A 22,214-nucleotide genomic window follows, 5' to 3' on the forward strand; every position below is an offset into this window, starting at 1 on the left:
TTAGGCAATAGAAATATTTCCGATTACTTTTTGGATGGAACTCCACGACCGTTTACAGTAAAACACGGGCTTATTGCTTTCCTTCGCTTTTTGCTTAATCACTTTTGCAAGGTTGTGATTAATGTAATCCGTTAAGACCAAAATGATATCAATGTGATCTGGAATCGTTCTTTTTACGACCTGTACCTTCCTCCCATCAATATGTAAAACCTGATCAAAGCCTTCTGTTTTCAGTTTTTCTTGAATATTACCTAAGTGGTCTGCTCCCACTACCATTAAAGAGGGCATTGCTTTTATCTCCTTCCTAATTGAGAATTATTCTCTTTCATAGGAACATCATAATTGAGAATGATTCTCTTTGTCAACTATTTTTGAAATTATACATCATTTTTCAAATTTAGTATGAAAACTTCCGTTTTTGTAAACATTATTAACGTATCTTTTGAAAAGGAGGATTTTCGCATGCCAAGAGAAGTACTTTGTGAAGTGAAAAACTGTAATTACTGGGGACAGGGCAACCAATGCCAAGCAGATGAGATTTATGTTGTGAGTCATAAGGGAAATACGGCTCATGATACAAAAGATACAGACTGCAAAACCTTTAAGCCTACTCACTAATGACGTAGAAGTAAAAATGCGAAAAGCCTCAGGGATGTCCCTGAGGCTTTTTATATTAGCTCTGTTAAACTACGCTGTAGATTCTCTGCGTCCTGTGGGGCGGTGCTGGAGCCTCCATGGCTTCGCCTGTCGCGTCTCCAGTCAACCGCTTCGTTCCCGCGAGAGTCTCTGCCTTTTCTACAATCAACAACGAAAAACTACTTGTAATCAACAATCACCTTTTACAACGCCTTTATATTTTGCTTTGTAAATGTTTTCGTGATTTTTGTTATTGATTTTATATAGTCTTCATCCACTTCAAAGCCTATTCCGGGGGAAGTTGGTACTTCTACTTCCCCATCTTTAACCTCAACCTTTGGAAAAGTTACATCACGTTTCCAATAGCGATCAGATGATGAAATATCGCCTGGAATCGTAAAGTTAGAAAGAGTGGCAAGCGCAATATTAAACGCGCGCGAGATGCCCATTTCCAGCATCCCACCACACCAGACTGGAATGTTATTTTCCTGACATAAGTCATGAATACCAATAGCCTGAGTCACTCCACCAACCCTGCCGATTTTGATGCTCATGGTTTTACAGCTGTTAAGATACAATGCATTTTTTGCATCTTGGACAGACACAATGCTCTCATCAAGACAGATTGGGGTTTCCATTTGTCCCTGTAAAATAGAATGCTCGACAATATCACTTGCCCCTAAAGGTTGCTCTATCATTAGAAGCCCCAATGAATCAATACGTTTAAGCTTTTCTATGTTGTCTAATGTATAAGCAGAGTTTGCATCAGCCAAGACGTCTAGGGTGGGGAAGGAATGTTTTATGCTCTTAAGCATTTCATAATCATTTGTTGGATCTATTTTTACCTTTATCCGCTCGTAACCTTCTGCAGCTCTTTGTTCAATGGTTTGAAGCATGGCAGGTAAATTATCGATTCCAACCACGACCCCGGCTTTAACAGTATCACGCACTCCACCGATATAGGTTGAAAGGGATTGGTTAGATCTCCTTGCAAAAAGATCCCATACTGCCATTTCTAAACCAGCTTTGGCCATTTCGTTTCCTCTCCACATAGCCAATGCTTTTGCCACATCTTTAGGACTTTCCCATTCTTGTTTGAATAAAACAGGGATAAAAAAATCCTCCAGCATATGCCAAGCGGTGTCAATTGTTTCTGCTGTGTACCATGGAGACGAGAAGGCCACTACCTCCCCCCAACCGTGAATGTTATGCTCATCTGTCACTTTTACTAAAATGGAGTCACGTTCCTTCACTGTCTCCAGATGGGTGCGAAAAGGGGAAACAAGATTCATTGACACATGGTATAGTTGTACCGACCTAACTTTCATCGTCTTCCCCCTTTGGAAACAACTTCGCTAATTCCTTCCGCACTAATTTATTCGAAGCATTTCTTGGCAGGATATCCACTTCGATGAGTTCTTTCGGTACTTTAAATTTTGCTAACTTACTACTCAAATAATCTAACAGTTCCTCTACATCCAATTTTCGATCCTTTTTCGTGACAACAACGCCAACGGGCACCTGCCCCCACTTCTCATCCTTTACCCCTGTGACCCCTGCTTCAAGAATCGAAGGATGAGAAAGCATGGCTGCTTCGATTTCAGCAGGATAAATGTTTTCTCCACCTGAAATGATTAAATCACTTCTGCGATCTACTACATATAAAAAACCTTCTTCATCAAGATAACCTAAATCTCCTGTATACAACCAGCCTTCGCGGATGGAAGAGGCAGTAGCAGCTTTATTATTAAAATAGCCCGGCGTCACATTCGGACCTTTTACCATTATCTCTCCGATTATATGAGCACCAGCTTCCTTATCATGAAGTGAGATTTTCAACTGACTTGGAAATAACGGTTTCCCAGCCGATCCAATTTTCTTTAAAGCATATTCCGCTGAAAGAGTGACAATTTGTGAGCACGTTTCCGTCATCCCATATGTTTGAATAACAGGGATTTCTTTCTCTTTACATGACATCAATAATGACTGGGGAACTGGTCCCCCTCCCACAAGCATACATCGGAATTCAGAAGGGTATTGGTCTTTTCCAAGCTTCTCAATAAGTACATGGAGCATGGAGGAGACAACCGAAATAATCGTAACACCTTTTGTCATGATGTCCTGATGAACGAAATCCACATCAAATCGCTTATGTAATCTAACTTTCATCCCATATAGCACACTTCTCATTAAAATGGAGTATCCACTAATATGAAAAATTGGAACTGCCAATAACCAACAGTCATCCTCGTGCAATCCTAAATTAAACGCAGAGCCTGTAGCGCTCCAAAAGTGGTTGCCATGGGTTTGTTTTACTCCTTTAGGAAAGCCAGTTGTGCCGCTGGTATACATAATTGTCGTTACATCGTCTAGGCAAAACTCATCCAAGAGAGTACATGGTTTCTCTTCTAAATCCTTCAAAGAGTATCTTGTGATAACGGGTGTTGAAAGCTCCATCATCCATTCTTGCACATCGTCTACTAATAATAGAATCGATGCTGCATCGTTCATTTGATAGGCCAACTCAGCTGATGTTAATCGTGTATTATGGAGAACTGCAATTGCACCAATATTTTTCAAGGCGAAAATTAGTTGAACTAGCTCTACACTATTATTCATAAAAAGGGAGACGGTGGATCCTTTTTTTACGCCAGCAAAAGAAAGTTTTCGGGAAAGATGCACGGAGGATTGATAAAGTTCTTGAAAGGTGATGGTCTGCTCTCCCATTTCTACTGCAGTTCGATTAGGAGTAAGAAAAGCTCTCTTTTTTAAGAAATTTGGCAAACTGGTCATAACAAACACACATCCTTATCAAATAAAGAAGAGCAATCCAAAAGCCTGAGCTCTTAGATTGCCCTCCAATGATAAAATAAATTATTAAGGGAAACGAGGGAATTGTCCGAAGTCTGGCTTTCGTTTTTCTTTAAAAGCGTCACGACCTTCTTTAGCCTCATCTGTTGTATAGTATAATAATGTCGCATCGCCTGCGAATTGTTGTATTCCTGCTAAACCATCCGTATCAGCATTCATTGCTGCCTTCAAGAAACGTAAGGCTGTAGGACTGTTATCCAGCATTTCTTCGCACCATTGAACCGTCTCATCCTCTAATTTCTCAAGCGGTACAACAGTATTTACTAAGCCCATATCCAATGCTTCCTTCGCATCGTATTGACGGCAAAGATACCAAATTTCTCTTGCTTTCTTGTGTCCAACGATGCGTGCAAGATAACCAGAACCATATCCAGCATCAAAGCTACCTACTTTAGGACCTGTCTGACCAAAACGTGCATTTTCTGCAGCAATTGTTAAATCACATACAACATGCAGAACATGCCCGCCACCGATTGCCCATCCGGCTACCATTGCAACTACTGGCTTTGGTGTTACACGAATGAGACGTTGAAGATCTAACACGTTCAAGCGTGGAATTTCATCTTCACCTACATAACCGCCGTGACCACGTACCTTTTGATCACCGCCAGAACAGAATGCTTTGTCTCCCGCACCAGTTAAGATAATAACTCCAACACTTGAGTCATCTCGTGCATAGGCAAATGCATCAATTAATTCCATTACGGTCTTTGGTCGGAACGCATTATGTACTTCCGGACGATTAATCGTAATCTTCGCTATTCCATTATATGTTTCATAAAGGATGTCTTCATAATTTTTTGGACCTGAAATCCATTCTCTTGTCATGTTTATTCCTCCCTAATAAAATTAGTTCGATAAAAACTCACTTACTATTTTACCAAACTTTCGCGGTTGTTCCACATGAATTGCATGACCCGCGTCGTTTATTTTTATAAAACGTGCATTTTCGATTTTTTTACTCATTTCTTGAGCAATCTGAACAAACTTTGCATCCCCTTCTCCTGCAGCTAGTAATACAGGCATCGTAAGCATTGAAATCTTCTCCCAATAAGAAGGCTGAACTCCTGTTCCGATTCCTTTTAAGCTATTTGCCAGTCCAAGGGGGGTGTTGTTTAATCGCTGCTGATAAATTTTTTGCTGTTTTTCAGCAGCTAAGGTTTTTTGACTTTGAAAAAGCGGTATTTCGGTCCAATAATCAACGAACTCCCCTATCCCCTTCTTTAAAATGAATTGTGCAAGTTGTTCATCTGCCTTTTGCCTGCTGTGCCTGTCGGATTCCTTTTTCAAACCAGGTGAAGCACTTTCTAAAATTAACCTTTGAACAATCTCAGGATATTGTAAAGCGAACGAAAGGGCAACCCTACCTCCCATGGAATATCCAAAAAGAGAACATTTCTCTACATTTAAGATTTCTAATATGGTATACAGATCTGCAACGGTTTCTTTCATTTGATAACGGTCAGCATGTAAGGGGGTGCTTGTTTGCCCATGCCCCAATAAATCTACAAGGATGAACGTAAAGTTTTCTTTTTCCGGAAAATCTTTTATTAGTTCTGTAAAATTTGCTCCGCATCCTGTAAAGCCATGAAGAAGTAACAGGTGATGTGCGCCATCTCCTACCGTATTAACATGATATGGTATTCCATTCACTTCCATTATATTTCCCCATTTAACGACAAAATCATTTCCTGGGAAACGTTATTCCACAAATTACGATGAATGCGTTGATTTTCTTCCCTATTTGTCGAAATTTCAATAACCTTTAAACCATCTTCTAGAAGCGATGTCCTGATAGAGTTTTGGAAATCTACCCAATCTGCAACCTTCGTATAGCTGGCACCGTAAAGTCTCGCAGCATGCTCAAACTCTAGTCCCGTTGGCGTTCCAAATAAACTTTCAAAATGCTGTTCTACCTTTGATTGTGGGAGGAAGGAGAATATTCCGCCACCGTCATTATTTATGAGAACAATAGTGGCATTCAGCTTTAATAGCTTCGCTGCTAACAACCCATTCATATCATGGTAAAAGGATAAATCACCAATTACTAGTACTAAATGATCGAAAGAAGTACTAGCTGCTAAAGCAGTAGAAACAACACCATCAATGCCGTTTGCCCCCCGGTTTGCTAGCACAGTAATGTTTTTATCATGGTTAAATAGAAACGTGTCAACATCTCGTATAGGCATACTGTTGCCCACAAATAATGCCGAATCTGTTGGTAAAAGCTCTTGAAGTTCACTAATTACCCTGCCCTCAAATAACGCTTCCTGCTTTATCTGAAGAATTGCTTTGGTTGTCTCATTCAAGGATTTTATTGATTCAATCCAATTGCGCTCCTTGTCAATGTCGGTTAGGTTAGGAATCAACGCTTGGCAAAATAGTGTTTCTTCTGTATGCACCATATAATTAGCCTGAAGAGTCGGATCTCTATATCCACCTTTTCCATCAACAACAATATGGATTGCTGAAGACGCTCTTGTTATGTACTGCATTAAAGATTTTGAAACTGGCATTGCTCCAAAACGGATTATCACTTCTGGCTTTAGCACTTTCTTTACATCATCTGAACGAAGAAACGCATCGTAGCCTTCTATAATGTTTTGTTTATCATGCGTACCTGTTCTTAGTCCAGACAATGGATCTGCAAAGACGGGGTAACCTAATGCGTCAGATAACCTAGATAAAGAATTTATGAAATCCTCTCTTTTCTTTAGTGGCATCTCTCCACAAACGATAACGCCTCTTTTTCGTTCCTTTAGTATGCTGGCAAAGTACTTTGCCTTTTCATCGGAAATGGAATATGTGCCGACATTCACTTCCAAGCGGTTATCGTTTTCCTCCCGATATTTCGTCCATAAGTCTGTGGCAGTTAAATCAGGAACTAACGGTTCTCGTAATGGAAAATTTAAATGAACCGGACCATATGGCGCACTCAGCGATGTTCCGACTGCTCTGGAAGACATCGTCCGTGCATAGCGAATCATGCTTGGCGTATCCATTGGAAGTGACATTTCTACAAACCATTTCACATAATCACCATACATTTTCACTTGATCAATCGCCTGTGGTGCACCAACATCTCTAAGTTCATGAGGTCGATCTGCGGTTAGAACGACTAAGGGTATTCTTGACTGATAAGCCTCTACGATAGCTGGATAATAATTAGTAGCAGCAGTTCCTGAAGTGCATAAAATGGCCACTGGCTTATTGGTTGTTTTTGCAAGTCCAAGTGCATAAAAGGATGCTGAACGCTCATCCACTAATACCGTTACATTCAGTTCAGGATGCTCTGCCATCAACAAAGCAAGCGGAGTGGAGCGGGATCCAGGACTAATAACGGCCTCTTTCATCCCGCTTTTTACCAATTCATCCACAAATGCTGCAAGATAATAGGTCAAATCGTTGGATGCATTCATTATGTTGTACTGCCTCCTAGAGCTGATAGCATTGGTTTGAATTTCATCTGAGTTTCTCGGTATTCACTCTCCGGATCAGAATCACCAACAATTCCACAGCCTGCAAATAAAGATGCCTCTCTGCCTTGTAGTAAACCAGATCGAATGGCAACGATAAATTCTCCATCTTGGTTTGCGTCCATCCATCCCATCGGACCAGCATACCAACCTCTATCTAATTTTTCTACTTCCCTAATGGTTTCTAGTGCCACTTCTTGTGGGAAACCTCCAAGAGCGGGTGTAGGATGGAGAAGCTTTACAAAATCGGCAATAGAAGCTCTGTTCGTTTTTGCTTCTACAGGTGTGTGTAAATGCTGTATATGCTTCATTTTATAAAGACTTGGTTCTTCTGGTGTAATCACTTCCTGGCACACTTTTTCCAGGGATTCTTTAATCATTTGCACAACAAGCTCATGTTCATGAAGATTTTTTTCATCATGGAGCAAAGACTGACCTAAATAGTCATCCTCTTGTTTACTTGTTCCACGTGCGATAGAGCCGGCCAAACACATGGACTGTACGTTTTCTCCCTTTTTTTTCACCAATTGTTCCGGTGTGGCACCTAAGAAACAATCCGAGCCCTGTTCGAATGAATAAATATAACTACTTACCTGTTCCTTCAAAAGGTTTTCTACAACAGATACAATGTTGATATTACTATCAAACAACACCCTTAACTCTCTTGCAAGGACCACTTTTTCCATTTCCCCTTCGGTAATCCGTTGCGTTACCTTCGAGATCGATTGCTTCCAATCTGATGGGTCCATTTCAAGACATTTTACGATAGAAGGTGTGGAAGAATTATGTTCTGAGTATCTTTTTAACAATTCCAGTTCCATGTTCATGAAATTTTGAAGCTCTTCCGCTTTACAGTCACTTAAGTAATTGACTGTTAGGAAGGAATCCCCATTTATTCTTGTTAGCATAAAGGTTGGTAATACAAATGCCGCATCTGCAAATTTATTCCATAGGCTGGTCTTTTCTTTTTTAGGATCAAAAGAAAATCCACCAAAAATAACTGGTCCAATCTTACTTGATTCACTCTGACACACGTAACCCTTTGTAAAGCGCTTCCATTCTTTTTCAATCGCATGATAACGATTATCTTCTTCAAAAGCGGTAAATTCTGCTGTTATGCCCGCACCTACTATCGTATGGCTGTGATCAGGGTTACTCCAAAAGAATCGTTGACCTTGAAAATCCCTTTCACTATTTTGGAAAAATGAAAGGGGATTAATTTCCTCTATTTTTTTTGTATAACTAATTAACACACGTTGGTTGATGGATTCCGCTCGTGTTCTTGCTTTCTCCCATAACTCAATCATGTGATCAAATGGTAATGTAATCATGTAAGACTCCCCCCGAGGCCTTGTTACCGCAAGACTGTGTCTCTCGAATAAGCTTCCTTAAAGATACACCTCAAAACCTTTTAATGTCAACAATATGAGCCGTTTTCATTCGTTTTTCTTCCTTATAATAAGCGCATGTAATTTCTTCCTTTTTTTCTCTTGAAAAAACGTTGACACCCCTTGTGGCTTTACATACACTTATATAGTAATTATAATATAATGTTTCTTTATGGAGTGAAGTAGAGTGAATCCTCAAATAACACATGATGATGGGACAGGCTTTGTGTCATCAAAAGAGAAGAACTGGAAGGTGTGGTGGAACCTTCTTCGTCCTCATACATTAACGGCGGCTTTTGTACCTGTATTTATCGGTACAGCATTAGCGCTATATGAAACAGCGATTGATTGGCCTTTGTTCTTGGCAATGTTAGTTGCGAGCATATTAATTCAAGCAGCAACCAACATGATAAACGAATACTACGATTTTAAAAAAGGCTTAGATAATGAGAACTCTGTTGGAATTGGAGGAGCAATTGTCCGCCACGGAGTAAGGCCCGAAACCGTCATTCGTTTAGCATTTGCCTTTTTTGGTGTTGCAACCTTGCTTGGCGTGTATATTTGCCTGAATACCAGCTGGTGGCTAGCACTTATTGGAACAGCATGTATGGCTGCAGGGTATTTTTATACTGGAGGCCCTTACCCTATTGCCTATACCCCATTTGGAGAAATTGTAGCAGGTTTTTTTATGGGCTTCGTTATTATTCTCATTGCTTTTTACATCCAAACTGGGACCGTGACAAGTACTAGCATGCTCCTTTCTATTCCTATCTCCATTTTAGTTGGTGCTATTTTACTGGCTAATAATATTCGTGATATCGATGGAGATAGAGAAAACGGACGTAAAACAGTTGCCATTTTAGTCGGTCGTCAACATGCTATTACCTTACTCGCCATCATGTTCCTTGTTTCCTATGCGCTTATTGTGCTCTTTATTGCACTAGGCTACGCATCTTTATGGGCATTATTAGTTTTCTTATCTGTTAGGAAACCATTAGCAGCTGTTAAAGGGTTTAAAGCAAACAAAAGCAATATTGGAATGATGCCAGCCATGGTTGCAACTGCTCAAACTAACACAATCTTTGGGTTTTTGCTTGGTATTGGTTTGATTATTGGTTATTTTATCTAATGAAGGAAGCGTGAGAAAGTCACGTTTCCTTTTTTTGTTGTTCACTAATTCCCAATTATGTTTTTGAAAGTTACGTTCATAATACAAATAGATAGGATTTAGAAAGGAGTCTAATTGAATGATTTCCCCTGATAAAATTTCACAATTACAAGCTCAGCTTGAAAATACAAAAAAAGACCTAGAAGCACATTTACATCAAAATGAGCATTATCAGCTTGAACAAGAGCATCCTTATGAAAATGTAAGTGAGCTTTCTGCATATGATAATCACCCCGGAGACCTAGGAACAGAATTATACGAGCGGGAGAAGGATATCGCCTTAAATGAACATGCGGAAAAGGAGTTAAAAGACATCGAACATGCCCTAAAAGCAATAGCAGATGGATCATATGGAAAGTGCGAGGTTTGTGGGAAAGAAATTTCCGAGGAACGGTTAGATGCTCTTCCCACCACCACATATTGTAAAGAACATAGTCCAGATCAGGTGGTGTCCCACGATCGTCCAGTTGAAGAAAAGGTTATCATGCCTCCGTTTGGGCGATATGAATTCGATGATTCAGAAAGTGTTGTATTTGATGGAGAAGATAGTTGGCAAATTGTACAGAGGTACGGAACTTCAGAATCCCCCTCTGATTTCTCAGACGATATCGAGCATTATGATCGCACGTATGTCGAAAGTGATGAAAACGAAGGATATGTGGAGGACTATGAAAGCTTTGTAGGTACGGATATGTACGGACAAAATATTACTGTTTATCCTTCTATTAAACATGAGGCTTATGAGGATGCGCTCGATGAGGAAGGAATCATGACTTCCTTTGGAGACCTTTACGGATATGAGAAAGAGCCTTACACAGAATAAAAAGAAAAGCACGTGCAGGATCACGGTGAACCTGCACGTGCTTTTTTATTTTTGCGGATATGTTTCCTGTGTAAAGCTTACGGACTGTTGGATTAACTCTTTTAATACTTCTTCATCAATATCAGCCACTTTGTTTATGTACACGCATGCTTTTCCTGTTGTGTGCTTACCGAATTTATTCAAAAGCTCTTCTCTTTTTGCATCTCCTGTTGCAAGATACAAGCTAATTTTTGCTTTTCTTGGTGAGAATCCCACAAGCATGGAATCCCCTTCATGACCTGTAGCATACTTATAATGGTATGAACCAAATCCAATGATACTTGGTCCCCACATTTTTGCTTCAAAACCCGTCGTTTCAGTAAAAATATCAAGTAATCTGTAGGCATCCTCTCGTTTCTTAGGATTATCCACACCTTCGATAAACTCAATTACACTATTCTCCGTTTCTTTTGTCTTTAATTCATATCCCATAAAACCCCTCCTAATTACAATCATTTAATTATCACTTCAACATAACTGTGAAAATCCCTTTAATATAAGACTGTTTTCGTAAACTTTGGTGCTACTGCGTATAGTTAAGCAACCCGTCAACAAGGTTGCAGTCGTGCTCTTTTCGCATAGGAAGCTTTAAATATGTGGCAACTTTTCTTCGAATAATGAATGGAAAAAGTCTTAAAGCCCACTTTTTCTTAGGTTTTTGCAACAATCTTTAGAAAAGAGCTTAACAAATAACACAGGATGCACCAATTATGTTATCCGCCCATACATTATCTTAGCCCACTATTGGGATTTTTGGGAGGGATAAAAATGGTGCAGGATATACTTTCAAAAGACTGGGCTGTATTTTTAGCGCATTGTTGTCAGCTAGCGTATGATCAACTTCTTCAAAATGGGATCTTTTATCCCCCTAAAGGGTTTGAACTTGTAAAGGAGTTTAAAGGGATCTCCTTTCATACACAGGAATGGTTTGGTTTTATCATAGAATCAAGTGATGCGATTGTCATTAGTTTTAGGGGGACGCAAACAGACCCAGATTGGATCGCTGACGCTGAGATCTACCAGGAAAATTTTCCGTACTGTCATTCACCCGCCCTTGTTCATAGCGGTTTTTTATCTGTTTATGAGTCGATGCGGGAGGAATTAATGACTAGCTTACAAGAGCGTGACAATCTAAAAACCTTATTTGTGACAGGGCATAGCCTTGGGGGCGCACTTGCTACTCTTTTTGCAGTAGATGCGAGTATAAATTTAAACTTTAAAACCATTTGTATGTACAATTACGGCTCCCCTCGAGTCGGAGATAAAGCATTTGCAAAACTTTATAATGATAATGTTCCGTTATCCATTCGCTTTGTCAATCTTGCTGACCTTGTCCCATTTGTTCCACCAAGAAAGGTTGTGGGCCCTTTTAGCAAGAAAACCTGGCTTTATTCCCATACGGAGAACCAATCCATCTTTTTAATACGAGAAGGTTCGATCGTGAAAAACCACAGTATGGAGACTTATCTAAGAGCGATGAAAGAAAAATTATAAAAAAGAGGGTCTTCACCCTCTTTTTATCGTTTACTATAACTTGGTTCAAGACCCCATATTTCTTTTGCGTACTGTTTAATGGTTCGGTCACTGGAGAAGAAGCCAGAATGGGCAATATTTTTTGCACTCATTGTCAGCCATTTATTTCTATTACGATACGCTGCGTCCACCCGTGCCTGGGCATCCAAATAAGAGGAAAAGTCTTTTAGAACAAAGTATTCGTCATTTTGCATAAGAAGCGAATCGTGTATTGGCTCGAAATGATCATCCACATCTGGGAAAAAACCATTGACTAATTGCTCAAGAATCTGTTGAATTCGTTTATCATGGTGATAATACTCACTAGAACGATAGCCTCCATTTTGATAAAAATTCAATACCTCTTCGGCTGTTAGTCCAAAAATGAACATATTTTCTTCGCCAACTTCTTCTTTTATTTCAATATTCGCTCCATCCAACGTACCTATGGTGATTGCACCATTCATCATGAATTTCATATTCCCAGTACCAGAAGCTTCTTTGCTTGCTGTGGAGATTTGCTCGCTAATATCTGCCGCCGGGAAGATATCTTCTGCAAGTGACACTCTGTAGTTTTCAAGGAAAATAATTTTTATTCGTCCATGAATTGCAGGATCGTTATTCACTTTATCTGCCAATGCATTAATAAGTTTAATAACACGCTTTGCATAATAATAGCCTGGAGAAGCTTTAGCCCCAAAAATAAAGGTTCTTGGATGAATATCAAAACTACTATCCTCTTTTAATCGGTTATATAAATACATAATATGAAAAACGTTTAAAAGCTGACGTTTATAGGCATGAAGACGTTTAACCTGCACATCAAAAATACTATCTGGGTCAATTAGCATTCCTGTTTGTTTACGGATCCGTTCGCCTAAAATTTCTTTTCTGCTACGCTTAACCTTATCGAGTTTCTCTAAAAACAGGGGATCCTCTGCATACAAATCCAACTGACGAAGCTGCATCGTATCCTTCATCCATCCATAACCGATGGTATCCTGGATGAGAGCAGTTAGCTGCGGGTTTGCCTTTAACAACCAACGACGATGCGTGATTCCATTTGTTTTATTGTTGAATTTGTTTGGGAAAACCTCATAAAAAAGTCTCATTTCTCGATCTTTTAAAATTTCGGTATGAAGCTTCGCCACACCATTTACACTAAAGCTCCCTACTACGGCTAAATGTGCCATTTTCACCAATCCGTGAGCAAGAATCGCCATCTCTTCAATCCTTTTCCATTGTCCCGGATATTTGTTCCACAGCTCTTGGCAAAAACGTTCATTTATCTCTTCGACAATCATAAATATACGGGGAAGCAACGGTTGAAAAATGGTGATTGGCCATTTTTCGAGAGCCTCTGAAAGTGTTGTATGATTGGTATAGGATATGGTATGAGACGTAATTTCCCATGCCTGTTCCCAAGTCAATTCCTCTTCATCCAAAAGGATTCTCATCAGTTCTGGTATGGCGAGAACAGGATGAGTGTCATTAATATGAATGGTTACTCTTTTATGAAAATCTAGTAAACTACTATTTTTTTTACGATACGAACGAACAATGCTCCCAATGCTTGCAGCAACGAGAAAATATTGCTGCTTCAGACGAAGAATTTTCCCCTCATCATGTGTGTCATCAGGATAAAGAAACTCCGATACTGCCTCTGTATCACGCTTATATTGCATAATATCTTTATGTACGGGAAACGGTGCAGGCTCAGCGCTCCAAAGTCTTAGCATATTAACCGTGTCTGTTTGATACCCAACCACTGGCATATCATAGGGAACCGCTGTAATGGCTTCGCCTTTTACATGCCGAAACATTTCCTTTCCATTCTCATGATACGATTCGACTTTTCCCCAAAAATTTATTTCCACAGCCTGATCGGGTTTTCGGATTTCCCACACGTTTCCATGTCTTAGCCACTGCTCAGGGAGCTCCACCTGATAGCCATCTACAAATTTTTGATCGAAAAGCCCATGCTTGTAGCGAATGCCGCAGCCATGACCAGGAAGATCAAGGGAGGCGAGAGAATCTAGAAAGCAAGCAGCAAGTCTGCCAAGGCCTCCATTACCAAGACCTGCATCCGCTTCAATCTCTTCAATCGCTGACAATTCAAGTCCTAAGTCATGCAAACCATCTTCCACAACTTGTTGAATTCCTAAATTCAACAGATTACTTCCAAGTAATCTTCCTAACAAGAATTCGATCGATAAATAATAGACTTGTTTTTCATCCTTTGCACGATTTCTTTCAGTCGTTGCAATCCAGTTAGCACTAATGTATTCACGAACCATATTTCCAAGGGTATGGTAATGATCTCTAGAGGTAGATTCTTGAAAGCTTTTTCCGTACATACTCTCTAGTTTTTTCAAAAAAACCGCCTTAAATTGTTCTTTATTAGAGAACATGCACGCCACTCCTAGCCATTAAAGTTGAATAAAGTTGATTATACTTAAAAGCTGACTTTGCCCAGCTATAATCTCGGCTCATTGCTTCTTTTACTATCCCTTTCCATACCTCTGGCTGTTCATAAAAGCTGATAGCGCGTCTGATTGTAAAAAGCATATCGTGAGCATTGAAGTTCGTAAAGGTAAAACCATTACCCTCTAACGTCGTTTCATCATATGAATGTACGGTATCATTTAACCCCCCTGTTTCCCTTACAATTGGGATGGTTCCATACCTTAAAGCGATAAGCTGACCTAAACCACATGGTTCAAATTGTGAAGGCATTAAAAACATATCCGCACCAGCATATATTTGATGTGCTAAAGGCTCATCAAAGCCAATAAACGTACGAACCTTTTTAGGAAAACGATATTGAAGCTCTCTGAAATAATGTTCGAAAGAAGGCTCTCCCGTTCCCAAAATCACTATCTGTACATCATCATGAAGAACCTCATGTAACACACGCGTCACAAGGTCTAAGCCCTTTTGCTTTGTTAGTCTACTTACCATTGCGATAATAGGTGTCTCGTCGTTCACAGGCAACCCACATAATTGTTGCAATGAAGTTTTATTTTGTTTTTTCATTTTTAACTCTTGAGACGAATATTTACGTTCAATCCATTCATCTGTTGCTGGATTATACAACTCATCATCAATGCCATTGATGATCCCTATGAGAGCGTCACTCCGATTGCGTAACACACCATCTAATTTTTCTCCAAAATATTCCGTTTGGATCTCATCTTTATAAGTAGGGCTAACCGTTGTAATCAAACCAGAAGCTACCAATGCGGCCTTCATGAAATTCACATTTCCGTAAAACTCCAGCTGATCAGGATGAAAATAAGAATCACTTATCTTCAGCAAGTCCTGTAAAATCGAACGTGGGAAAATACCCTGAAACTGAAGATTATGGATGGTGAACACACTTTGGATATGTTCAAACCGTGGGTTCGTTTTATATTCTCTTTCTAAGATAAAGTTCACCATCCCAGTGTGCCAATCATGACAATGAATGACATCTGGAACAAAATCAATTAACGTCATACTTTCCAACACTGCTCTGGAGAAAAAGGAAAAGCGTTCCCCATCGTCGTAGTGACCATAAAGGGAATCGCGCTTAAAATAGTACTCATTATCTACAAAATAATAAGTCACCTCATCGAGAGTCAATTCATCTATTCCGCAATATTGACGGCGCCAGCCAACATCTACAAATGTCGTTTGGATGCGCTTCATTTTGTTTTGATAGACATCAGGAATTTGCCCGTATTTCGGTAAAATGACCCTAACATCAGTTCCTAGCTTTTTTAACTCTTTTGGTAATGCACCCGCCACATCTCCCAAGCCACCTGACTTCACAAACGGGACACATTCCGCAACGACAAATAGTACTTTCACGAATTCATCAGAGCTCCTTGTATTGAACCTTTTTTCACCAAGTATGGTGCTACCTTTGTTCCTGTAAGTATCGCGTTTGCTTCTACCCTAACATCTTTGTCTAAGATAACAGAATCTAAAACACACTTTTCTCCAATTACCCCTTTTTGCATGACAATAGAGTTTTTTATCACTGTTCCCTTTGCAATCTTCACTCCACGGAAGATAATACTGTTTTCTACATGTCCTTCAATAATAGCTCCGTTTGCAATCATGGAGTTCTTAACATAAGCATCTTTGGAATAGCTTGTTGGAGGCTCATCTTTTACCTTCGTAAACACAGGGTTCTCTTTCACAAATACCTGCTTCCATACAGTAGGATTAAGTAGTTCGAGACTATGCTTGTAATAGCTTTCCAGTGAATCAATGACTGCTGCATATTCCGTGTATTCATAGTTGCAAATCTTGTATCCACTTGTAATGTCCTCAACTACATCCATTATGCTTGTGTATCCTGTTTCTTCATGATTCATAAATAACGCTACTAGCAGTTCCTTTTTGAGCACATACATATCTAAGGATTCTTCATCCTTTACAACATGTGTAATATCACATTTATTTTGAATATGTCGATTTAAAATATGTTTGAAATTCATGTTACAAACGGTAAAACTATTCGCAATCACGACATACTCTTGATTACTGCGAGCAAAGAAGTCTTCATTTTCTTTAAAATGTTGAAACGAGCCAGTATTTGTATCAAGATTACTACCTGAGCTAGGAAAGAAAAACAAGCCGTCTCGTTTTCTATCTAGGTCCCACTGCTTACCGGATCCAAGGTGATCCATTAAGGAACGATATTGATATCTTGGAAAAATTGCCACACTCTGGATATCTGAATTTACCATATTTGATAATACAAAATCTATTAATCGGTAGCGGCCTGCAAATGGAACTGCCGCAATAGACCTCTTTTCTGTTAATTCCTTCATCGCTTCATTATGAATGGTCGCATCAATAATTCCTAACATTGTTTGCTTCATACCCGGACACCCTTTCTGAATTCATAATTTGTCTATTACCGAGAAATGGAGAACAACCCTTTTTCCATCATTTCCTCTGTCACCAAAATGATCTCATCCTCATTTTTTTCCGGACAAATAACAGTACCGTCAGGAATTTTCAAGCCAGTTGGAATGATTGCCTTATTAATGTACACGTTTTCTCCAATGACAGCATCTGGCATGATCACTGAGTTTTGAATTACAGAATTTCGCCCTACATTTACTCCTTGAAACAATACAGAGTGCTCGATTCTCCCTTCAATAAAGCAGCCCTCATTTACGAGAGAATCAACTACATCAGCATAAGGAGCAATAAACTGTGGTGGCTGATTTGGGTTAACTGAGTAAATTCGCCATTTATACTCAAACAAATTGAGCTCGCAATCTTCCTTAAGTAGATCCATATTAGCCTCCCAAAGGCTCTTCACTGTTCCTACATCCTTCCAATATCCTTTAAACGGATACGCAACCAATTTTTTATTTTCTTCCAAAAGCAATGGAATGACATCTTTCCCAAAATCATGACTCGATTCTGGGTTACGATCATCCATCTCCAAATATTCTTTTAACACACTCCATTTGAAAATATAAATACCCATTGAAGCTAAATTACTTTTTGGATGTGCTGGCTTTTCATCAAACTCTATAACTTCCATTTTTTCATTTGTATTCATAAGGCCAAATCTGCTTGCCTCTTCCCACGGTACCTCCACAACAGAAATAGAAACGTCCGCATCCTTTTGGATATGATAGTCAAGCATGGACTCATAGTTCATTTTATAAATATGATCTCCTGACAAAATCAGCACGTACTCTGGATCATATTGAGTAAGGTAATTGATATTTTGATAGATGGCACTAGCAGTCCCTGTGTACCACTTCACCCCAGAAGACTCCGTATACGGCGGTAAAACCGTTACTCCTCCATTTTTACGATCCAAGTCCCAAGTGCTCCCAATACCAATATAAGAATTCAACACAAGCGGCTGATACTGTGTTAAAACCCCGACTGTTGTTATTCCAGAGTTTGTGCAATTACTCAAAGCAAAATCTATGATTCGATATTTTCCACCAAAGGGTACAGCTGGCTTTGCCAACGTTTTCGTAAGTGAGCTTAATCTACTACCTTTTCCTCCTGCAAGCAACATTGCTACACACTTATTCTTCGCCATACTCAGTTCACTCCTCTAATTTTCTTTGGTCGCCACATCCTAATTCCAAACGGTGCAACATTGACCATCATATGATAGTCTTTTCCGTGATATGCTCCAACCTCTGCACTAATTACAGACGAACCTTCTATTCCATTTCCACCATATTTCACATCATCAGAATTAAATACTTCCTCATATTCCGACAATAAAGGCACACCAATTTTATAATGCTCATAGACTCTATCTGTGAAATTACAAAGCACAATCAGCATCTCGCTAGCTTTCTTTCCTTTTCTGATAAACGAGAAAACACTTTGCTCTCTATTATTAGCATCAATCCACTCAAAGCCCTCAGGTACATGATCAAGCTCATATAATGCTGGCTGTTCATGGTAAAAATTCAGCATTTCTTTAAAATAGTGGTGCATTTTTTGATGAGACTCATATTGATTTAACAAGAACCAATCAAGCTGTTCAAGGTCCTTCCACTCATCAAACTGACCAAATTCTCCTCCCATGTATAGAAGCTTTTTACCTGGATGGGCAAGGAAAAAGCCGTACAACAAGCGTAGCTGAGCAAATTTATCCTCATACCCTCCTGGCATTTTGTTGAGGAGCGATTTCTTCCCATGAACCACTTCATCATGTGAAAAAGGCAAAATAAAATTTTCACTAAATGCATACATGATTGAAAACGTTACAAGGTCATGCAAATGTTTTCTTTGTTCTGGTTGTGCTTCCATATACTGAAGAATGTCATTCATCCAGCCCATATTCCATTTATAATTAAACCCAAGTCCCCCACTTGAAGTCGGTGAAGTGACCAAGGGCCAGTCTGTGGAATCTTCTGCTATCATGAGCATACTGTAATCCTTTTCAAACACAGCCTCATTTAATTTCTGTAAAAACTCCTGTGCATAGGGGTTGGCATGACCCTCTTCGGAGTTTGGCCAGTACAGCATATTGGCAACAGCATCCACTCGAAATCCATCAATATGAAAATACTCCATCCAAAAGAGAGCATTAGAGATTAAAAAGCTTCTTACTTCTGGTCTACCAAGGTCAAAATTTGCCGTACCCCACACCAGGTTTTCTCTGTCATTATGATTTGTATATTCATAAACAGGTTTACCATCAAACATATAAAGTCCATGAGCGTCCTTACAAAAATGGCCTGGTACCCAATCGAGAATGACTCCTATATCCTCTTGATGACAAGCATCAATAAAATACATCAATTCCTTTGGATTTCCGTATCTGCTTGTTGCCGCATAATAGCCTGTACCTTGGTAACCCCAAGAACGGTCATACGGATGTTCAATTAGTGGCAGCAGCTCGATATGTGTGAAGCCATGCTCCTTAATATACGGTATTAACTCATCCACTAATTCTATATAACTTAAAAGCTCTCCATTCTCTTTTTTCTTCCATGAACCAAGGTGAAGTTCATAGATAAAAACAGGTTTTTCATACACAAGTTTACGTTTTTTCTTTCTTCTCCAGTTTTGATCTTTCCACTTGAAGCCGCCCATCTCGTACACAATGGAAGCCGTTTTGGGACGTACCTCTGCATGAAATGCAAAAGGGTCTGCCTTATGTAAAACTTCTCCACTTGTGCTAACTATTTCATATTTATATAAATGACCAGTTAAATCTCCCTCTATCTCAATGGTCCAAACACCTTCATTTGTCAGCTTTGCTAAAGGATGTTTACTGCCATTCCAATTGTTAAAGGAACCTATTACACGAACATTCTTTGCATTAGGGGCCCAAACCGTAAACCTAGTTGCAATTACTTTCTTTCGGTACCTTATAATGTGGGCACCAAAAAGCTCATAGCTTTTATTAAACGTACCTTCATGAAATAAATGAAGTTGATAATCCGATGCGCTTGTTGCAATCAAACATACTCACCCTTCCATCTATCCTAAAAAGAATATTGTTATTCATCACTATTCTATTTATTATAATATTCTCCTTTAAACGACAAGTCAGAATCGTTTGACATAATACAACATTATCTTTTTACAAGGATGTTTTTAAGGAATAATTCACATTTCAGGGAAACCGTTTTCATTGTTGAAATACCGCAAATGTTGATATATCAACATATATTTGAAAGGGTTTTCATATAAACAGTAATTTTGTAGGAATGTGTCGAAAAGTTTTTTGCGCAAAGCGAAGTAATGGAAGGTTAAGAGAACGAATGAATACGCTTACAAATTATTGTTTTTGTGAAATAATAATTTTATTATTGAAATGGAGTTTAAATAAAAAATAGAGGGGGTATTTATATAAGTTGGAGAAATTTAAACCATGTAAGATGAATGACGTTTACTTTTTGGACAATAAAAAAAAAGCCATGATATTTTACAATACCACAACTTTTGATGACCCGTACGGGATTCGAACCCGTGTTACCGCCGTGAAAGGGCGGTGTCTTAACCGCTTGACCAACGGGCCAGATTTAGCTGGCGGAGAAGGAGGGATTTGAACCCTCGCGCCGCTTACACGACCTACACCCTTAGCAGGGGCGCCTCTTCAGCCACTTGAGTACTTCTCCAATATGGCTCCACCAGTAGGATTCGAACCTACGACCCTTCGGTTAACAGCCGAATGCTCTACCGCTGAGCTATGGTGGAACGGTACACATAAAAAACAAATGGTGGGCCTAAGTGGACTCGAACCACCGACCTCACGCTTATCAGGCGTGCGCTCTAACCAGCTGAGCTATAGGCCCATTAAATGGAGCGGGTGATGGGAATCGAACCCACGACATCAGCTTGGAAGGCTGAGGTTTTACCATTAAACTACACCCGCTAAAAAGGGCGACTGATGGGAATCGAACCCACGAATGCCTGAACCACAATCAGGTGCGTTAACCACTTCGCCACAATCGCCATAATATTTATTTGAATGGTGCCGGCGATAGGAGTCGAACCCACGACCTACTGATTACAAGTCAGTTGCTCTACCAACTGAGCTACACCGGCGTATGAAAAAACACTTCAAAAAATACAAAGTGGCTCGGGACGGAATCGAACCGCCGACACATGGATTTTCAGTCCATTGCTCTACCAACTGAGCTACCGAGCCAAAAATGGCGGTCCCGACCGGGATCGAACCGGCGATCTCCTGCGTGACAGGCAGGCATGTTAACCGCTACACCACGGGACCTTTTGGTTGCGGGGACAGGATTTGAACCTGCGACCTTCGGGTTATGAGCCCGACGAGCTACCGGACTGCTCCACCCCGCGATAATAAAAACCTTACATATGAAAATAATGGCGGAGGAAGAGGGATTCGAACCCCCGCGGGCTTTAACACCCCTGTCGGTTTTCAAGACCGATCCCTTCAGCCGGACTTGGGTATTCCTCCGCATATAAAAGAAATGGTGGACCTTGTAGGACTCGAACCTACGACCGGACGGTTATGAGCCGTCTGCTCTAACCAGCTGAGCTAAAGGTCCTTTTGGTAGCGGCGGAGGGGATCGAACCCCCGACCTCACGGGTATGAACCGTACGCTCTAGCCAGCTGAGCTACACCGCCAAAAAGATGAATTATTCTCTTAGAATTACTTGGCACCATTATTGCTGCTCCGTAAAATAAAGAATATAAGTGGAGCCTAGCGGGATCGAACCGCTGACCTCCTGCGTGCAAAGCAGGCGCTCTCCCAGCTGAGCTAAGGCCCCATATTTTTAAAGAATGGTCGGGAAGACAGGATTTGAACCTGCGACCCCTTGGTCCCAAACCAAGTGCTCTACCAAGCTGAGCTACTCCCCGTAAATGGCGCGCCCGAGAGGACTCGAACCCCTAACCTTTTGATCCGTAGTCAAACGCTCTATCCAATTGAGCTACGGGCGCATAATCTATTAATTTGAAAAAGATGGTGCCGAGGACCGGAATCGAACCGGTACGGTAGTCACCTACCGCAGGATTTTAAGTCCTGTGCGTCTGCCAGTTCCGCCACCCCGGCAATTCAATGGAGCGGAAGACGGGATTCGAACCCGCGACCCCCACCTTGGCAAGGTGGTGTTCTACCACTGAACTACTTCCGCTAACTATAATGCGGGTGAAGGGACTCGAACCCCCACGTCAAAGACACTAGATCCTAAGTCTAGCGCGTCTGCCAATTCCGCCACACCCGCATGATAAATGGTGTGCCATGAAGGACTCGAACCTTCGACCCTCTGATTAAAAGTCAGATGCTCTACCGACTGAGCTAATGGCACAAGATGGTGCCGGCGATAGG

Annotated in this window: 17 protein-coding genes and 21 tRNA genes (1 of these 38 running past the window's edge); 4 read left to right on the plus strand and 34 right to left on the minus strand. The window is 40.3% G+C overall.

Going from position 1 to position 22,214, the window contains the following annotated elements; genetic code table 11:
- Positions 1–288: a DUF2325 domain-containing protein gene (locus tag FIU87_RS16290; protein WP_152445557.1), complete on the minus strand. Its 288-nt coding sequence runs from the start codon at positions 286–288 to the stop codon at positions 1–3.
- 174 nt (positions 289–462) lie between these two features.
- On the opposite strand from FIU87_RS16290, the gene FIU87_RS16295 reads away from it, so the two are divergent.
- Positions 463–618, plus strand: a complete 156-nt coding sequence (locus FIU87_RS16295; RefSeq protein WP_152445558.1) for a DUF1540 domain-containing protein — start codon at positions 463–465, stop codon at positions 616–618.
- A gap of 221 nt (positions 619–839) precedes the next feature.
- On the opposite strand, the gene menC is transcribed toward FIU87_RS16295, so the two are convergent.
- From menC to FIU87_RS16325, 6 genes are all read right to left on the minus strand, one after another.
- Positions 840–1,964, minus strand: coding sequence for an o-succinylbenzoate synthase (gene menC, locus FIU87_RS16300; RefSeq protein WP_152445559.1), 1,125 nt, complete (start codon positions 1,962–1,964; stop codon positions 840–842).
- A complete protein-coding gene (locus FIU87_RS16305; RefSeq protein ID WP_152445560.1) occupies positions 1,954–3,429 on the minus strand; it encodes an o-succinylbenzoate--CoA ligase in 1,476 nt (491 codons plus the stop codon). Before FIU87_RS16305 ends, menC begins: the two co-directional genes overlap by 11 nt.
- Before the next feature lie 84 nt (positions 3,430–3,513).
- On the minus strand, positions 3,514–4,335 hold the full coding sequence (gene menB, locus FIU87_RS16310) for a 1,4-dihydroxy-2-naphthoyl-CoA synthase (RefSeq protein WP_152445561.1): 822 nt from the start codon (positions 4,333–4,335) through the stop codon (positions 3,514–3,516).
- A 21-nt stretch (positions 4,336–4,356) separates the two neighbouring features.
- Complete coding sequence (menH, locus tag FIU87_RS16315) at positions 4,357–5,166, minus strand: 2-succinyl-6-hydroxy-2,4-cyclohexadiene-1-carboxylate synthase (protein ID WP_152445562.1); 810 nt, start codon at positions 5,164–5,166, stop codon at positions 4,357–4,359.
- Positions 5,166–6,926 (minus strand): 2-succinyl-5-enolpyruvyl-6-hydroxy-3-cyclohexene-1-carboxylic-acid synthase, encoded by a 1,761-nt coding sequence (gene menD / locus FIU87_RS16320; protein ID WP_152445563.1) that lies wholly within the window; start codon positions 6,924–6,926, stop codon positions 5,166–5,168. Before menD ends, menH begins: the two co-directional genes overlap by 1 nt.
- Positions 6,926–8,314 (minus strand): isochorismate synthase, encoded by a 1,389-nt coding sequence (locus FIU87_RS16325; RefSeq protein WP_152445564.1) that lies wholly within the window; start codon positions 8,312–8,314, stop codon positions 6,926–6,928. Before FIU87_RS16325 ends, menD begins: the two co-directional genes overlap by 1 nt.
- A gap of 244 nt (positions 8,315–8,558) precedes the next feature.
- On the opposite strand from FIU87_RS16325, the gene FIU87_RS16330 reads away from it, so the two are divergent.
- Positions 8,559–9,500: a 1,4-dihydroxy-2-naphthoate polyprenyltransferase gene (locus FIU87_RS16330; protein ID WP_253905445.1), complete on the plus strand. Its 942-nt coding sequence runs from the start codon at positions 8,559–8,561 to the stop codon at positions 9,498–9,500.
- A 118-nt stretch (positions 9,501–9,618) separates the two neighbouring features.
- Complete coding sequence (locus tag FIU87_RS16335; protein WP_152445565.1) at positions 9,619–10,362, plus strand: TraR/DksA C4-type zinc finger protein; 744 nt, start codon at positions 9,619–9,621, stop codon at positions 10,360–10,362.
- A gap of 45 nt (positions 10,363–10,407) precedes the next feature.
- On the opposite strand, the gene FIU87_RS16340 is transcribed toward FIU87_RS16335, so the two are convergent.
- A complete protein-coding gene (locus FIU87_RS16340; RefSeq protein ID WP_152445566.1) occupies positions 10,408–10,833 on the minus strand; it encodes a DUF1801 domain-containing protein in 426 nt (141 codons plus the stop codon).
- A 336-nt stretch (positions 10,834–11,169) separates the two neighbouring features.
- Between FIU87_RS16340 and FIU87_RS16345 the strand changes: the two genes are divergently transcribed.
- Positions 11,170–11,895 (plus strand): lipase family protein, encoded by a 726-nt coding sequence (locus tag FIU87_RS16345; protein WP_253905446.1) that lies wholly within the window; start codon positions 11,170–11,172, stop codon positions 11,893–11,895.
- Between the two features lie 23 nt (positions 11,896–11,918).
- On the opposite strand, the gene FIU87_RS16350 is transcribed toward FIU87_RS16345, so the two are convergent.
- The 26 genes from FIU87_RS16350 to FIU87_RS16475 form a co-directional block, all read right to left on the minus strand.
- Positions 11,919–14,324, minus strand: coding sequence for a glycogen/starch/alpha-glucan phosphorylase (locus FIU87_RS16350; RefSeq protein ID WP_152445567.1), 2,406 nt, complete (start codon positions 14,322–14,324; stop codon positions 11,919–11,921).
- Positions 14,314–15,765 (minus strand): glycogen synthase GlgA, encoded by a 1,452-nt coding sequence (gene glgA, locus FIU87_RS16355; RefSeq protein ID WP_152445568.1) that lies wholly within the window; start codon positions 15,763–15,765, stop codon positions 14,314–14,316. Before glgA ends, FIU87_RS16350 begins: the two co-directional genes overlap by 11 nt.
- The gene (locus FIU87_RS16360; protein WP_152445569.1) at positions 15,762–16,787 is read right to left on the minus strand and encodes a GlgC family sugar phosphate nucleotidyltransferase; all 1,026 of its coding nucleotides are present in this window, start codon (positions 16,785–16,787) and stop codon (positions 15,762–15,764) included. Before FIU87_RS16360 ends, glgA begins: the two co-directional genes overlap by 4 nt.
- A 35-nt stretch (positions 16,788–16,822) precedes the next feature.
- Positions 16,823–17,980, minus strand: coding sequence for a glucose-1-phosphate adenylyltransferase (locus FIU87_RS16365; RefSeq protein ID WP_152445570.1), 1,158 nt, complete (start codon positions 17,978–17,980; stop codon positions 16,823–16,825).
- Between the two features lie 2 nt (positions 17,981–17,982).
- Positions 17,983–19,866, minus strand: a complete 1,884-nt coding sequence (glgB, locus tag FIU87_RS16370) for a 1,4-alpha-glucan branching enzyme (RefSeq protein ID WP_152445571.1) — start codon at positions 19,864–19,866, stop codon at positions 17,983–17,985.
- A 487-nt stretch (positions 19,867–20,353) separates the two neighbouring features.
- Positions 20,354–20,425 (minus strand) — tRNA-Glu (locus FIU87_RS16375).
- Between the two features lie 9 nt (positions 20,426–20,434).
- Positions 20,435–20,525 (minus strand) — tRNA-Ser (locus tag FIU87_RS16380).
- Positions 20,526–20,529: 4 nt separating this feature from the next.
- Positions 20,530–20,604: transfer RNA gene (locus FIU87_RS16385), tRNA-Asn, on the minus strand.
- A gap of 21 nt (positions 20,605–20,625) precedes the next feature.
- Positions 20,626–20,702: transfer RNA gene (locus FIU87_RS16390), tRNA-Ile, on the minus strand.
- Between the two features lie 6 nt (positions 20,703–20,708).
- Positions 20,709–20,782, minus strand: a tRNA-Gly gene (locus tag FIU87_RS16395).
- A gap of 7 nt (positions 20,783–20,789) precedes the next feature.
- Positions 20,790–20,862, minus strand: a tRNA-His gene (locus FIU87_RS16400).
- Between the two features lie 17 nt (positions 20,863–20,879).
- Positions 20,880–20,955 (minus strand) — tRNA-Thr (locus FIU87_RS16405).
- A gap of 30 nt (positions 20,956–20,985) precedes the next feature.
- A tRNA-Phe gene (locus FIU87_RS16410) sits at positions 20,986–21,058 on the minus strand.
- Between the two features lie 5 nt (positions 21,059–21,063).
- Positions 21,064–21,139, minus strand: a tRNA-Asp gene (locus FIU87_RS16415).
- 3 nt (positions 21,140–21,142) lie between these two features.
- Positions 21,143–21,219: transfer RNA gene (locus tag FIU87_RS16420), tRNA-Met, on the minus strand.
- 28 nt (positions 21,220–21,247) lie between these two features.
- A tRNA-Ser gene (locus FIU87_RS16425) sits at positions 21,248–21,340 on the minus strand.
- A 14-nt stretch (positions 21,341–21,354) separates the two neighbouring features.
- Positions 21,355–21,431 (minus strand) — tRNA-Ile (locus tag FIU87_RS16430).
- 3 nt (positions 21,432–21,434) lie between these two features.
- Positions 21,435–21,511, minus strand: a tRNA-Met gene (locus FIU87_RS16435).
- A gap of 70 nt (positions 21,512–21,581) precedes the next feature.
- A tRNA-Ala gene (locus FIU87_RS16440) sits at positions 21,582–21,654 on the minus strand.
- Between the two features lie 14 nt (positions 21,655–21,668).
- Positions 21,669–21,745 (minus strand) — tRNA-Pro (locus FIU87_RS16445).
- 4 nt (positions 21,746–21,749) lie between these two features.
- Positions 21,750–21,826, minus strand: a tRNA-Arg gene (locus FIU87_RS16450).
- Positions 21,827–21,849: 23 nt separating this feature from the next.
- Positions 21,850–21,938 (minus strand) — tRNA-Leu (locus tag FIU87_RS16455).
- 7 nt (positions 21,939–21,945) lie between these two features.
- Positions 21,946–22,020: transfer RNA gene (locus tag FIU87_RS16460), tRNA-Gly, on the minus strand.
- A gap of 9 nt (positions 22,021–22,029) precedes the next feature.
- Positions 22,030–22,110: transfer RNA gene (locus FIU87_RS16465), tRNA-Leu, on the minus strand.
- 8 nt (positions 22,111–22,118) lie between these two features.
- A tRNA-Lys gene (locus FIU87_RS16470) sits at positions 22,119–22,194 on the minus strand.
- A gap of 4 nt (positions 22,195–22,198) precedes the next feature.
- Positions 22,199–22,214, minus strand: a tRNA-Thr gene (locus tag FIU87_RS16475); it runs 60 nt beyond the window's last position.

The sequence above is a fragment of the Bacillus sp. THAF10 genome (assembly GCF_009363695.1).
Lineage (GTDB): Bacteria > Bacillota > Bacilli > Bacillales > Bacillaceae_I > Sutcliffiella_A.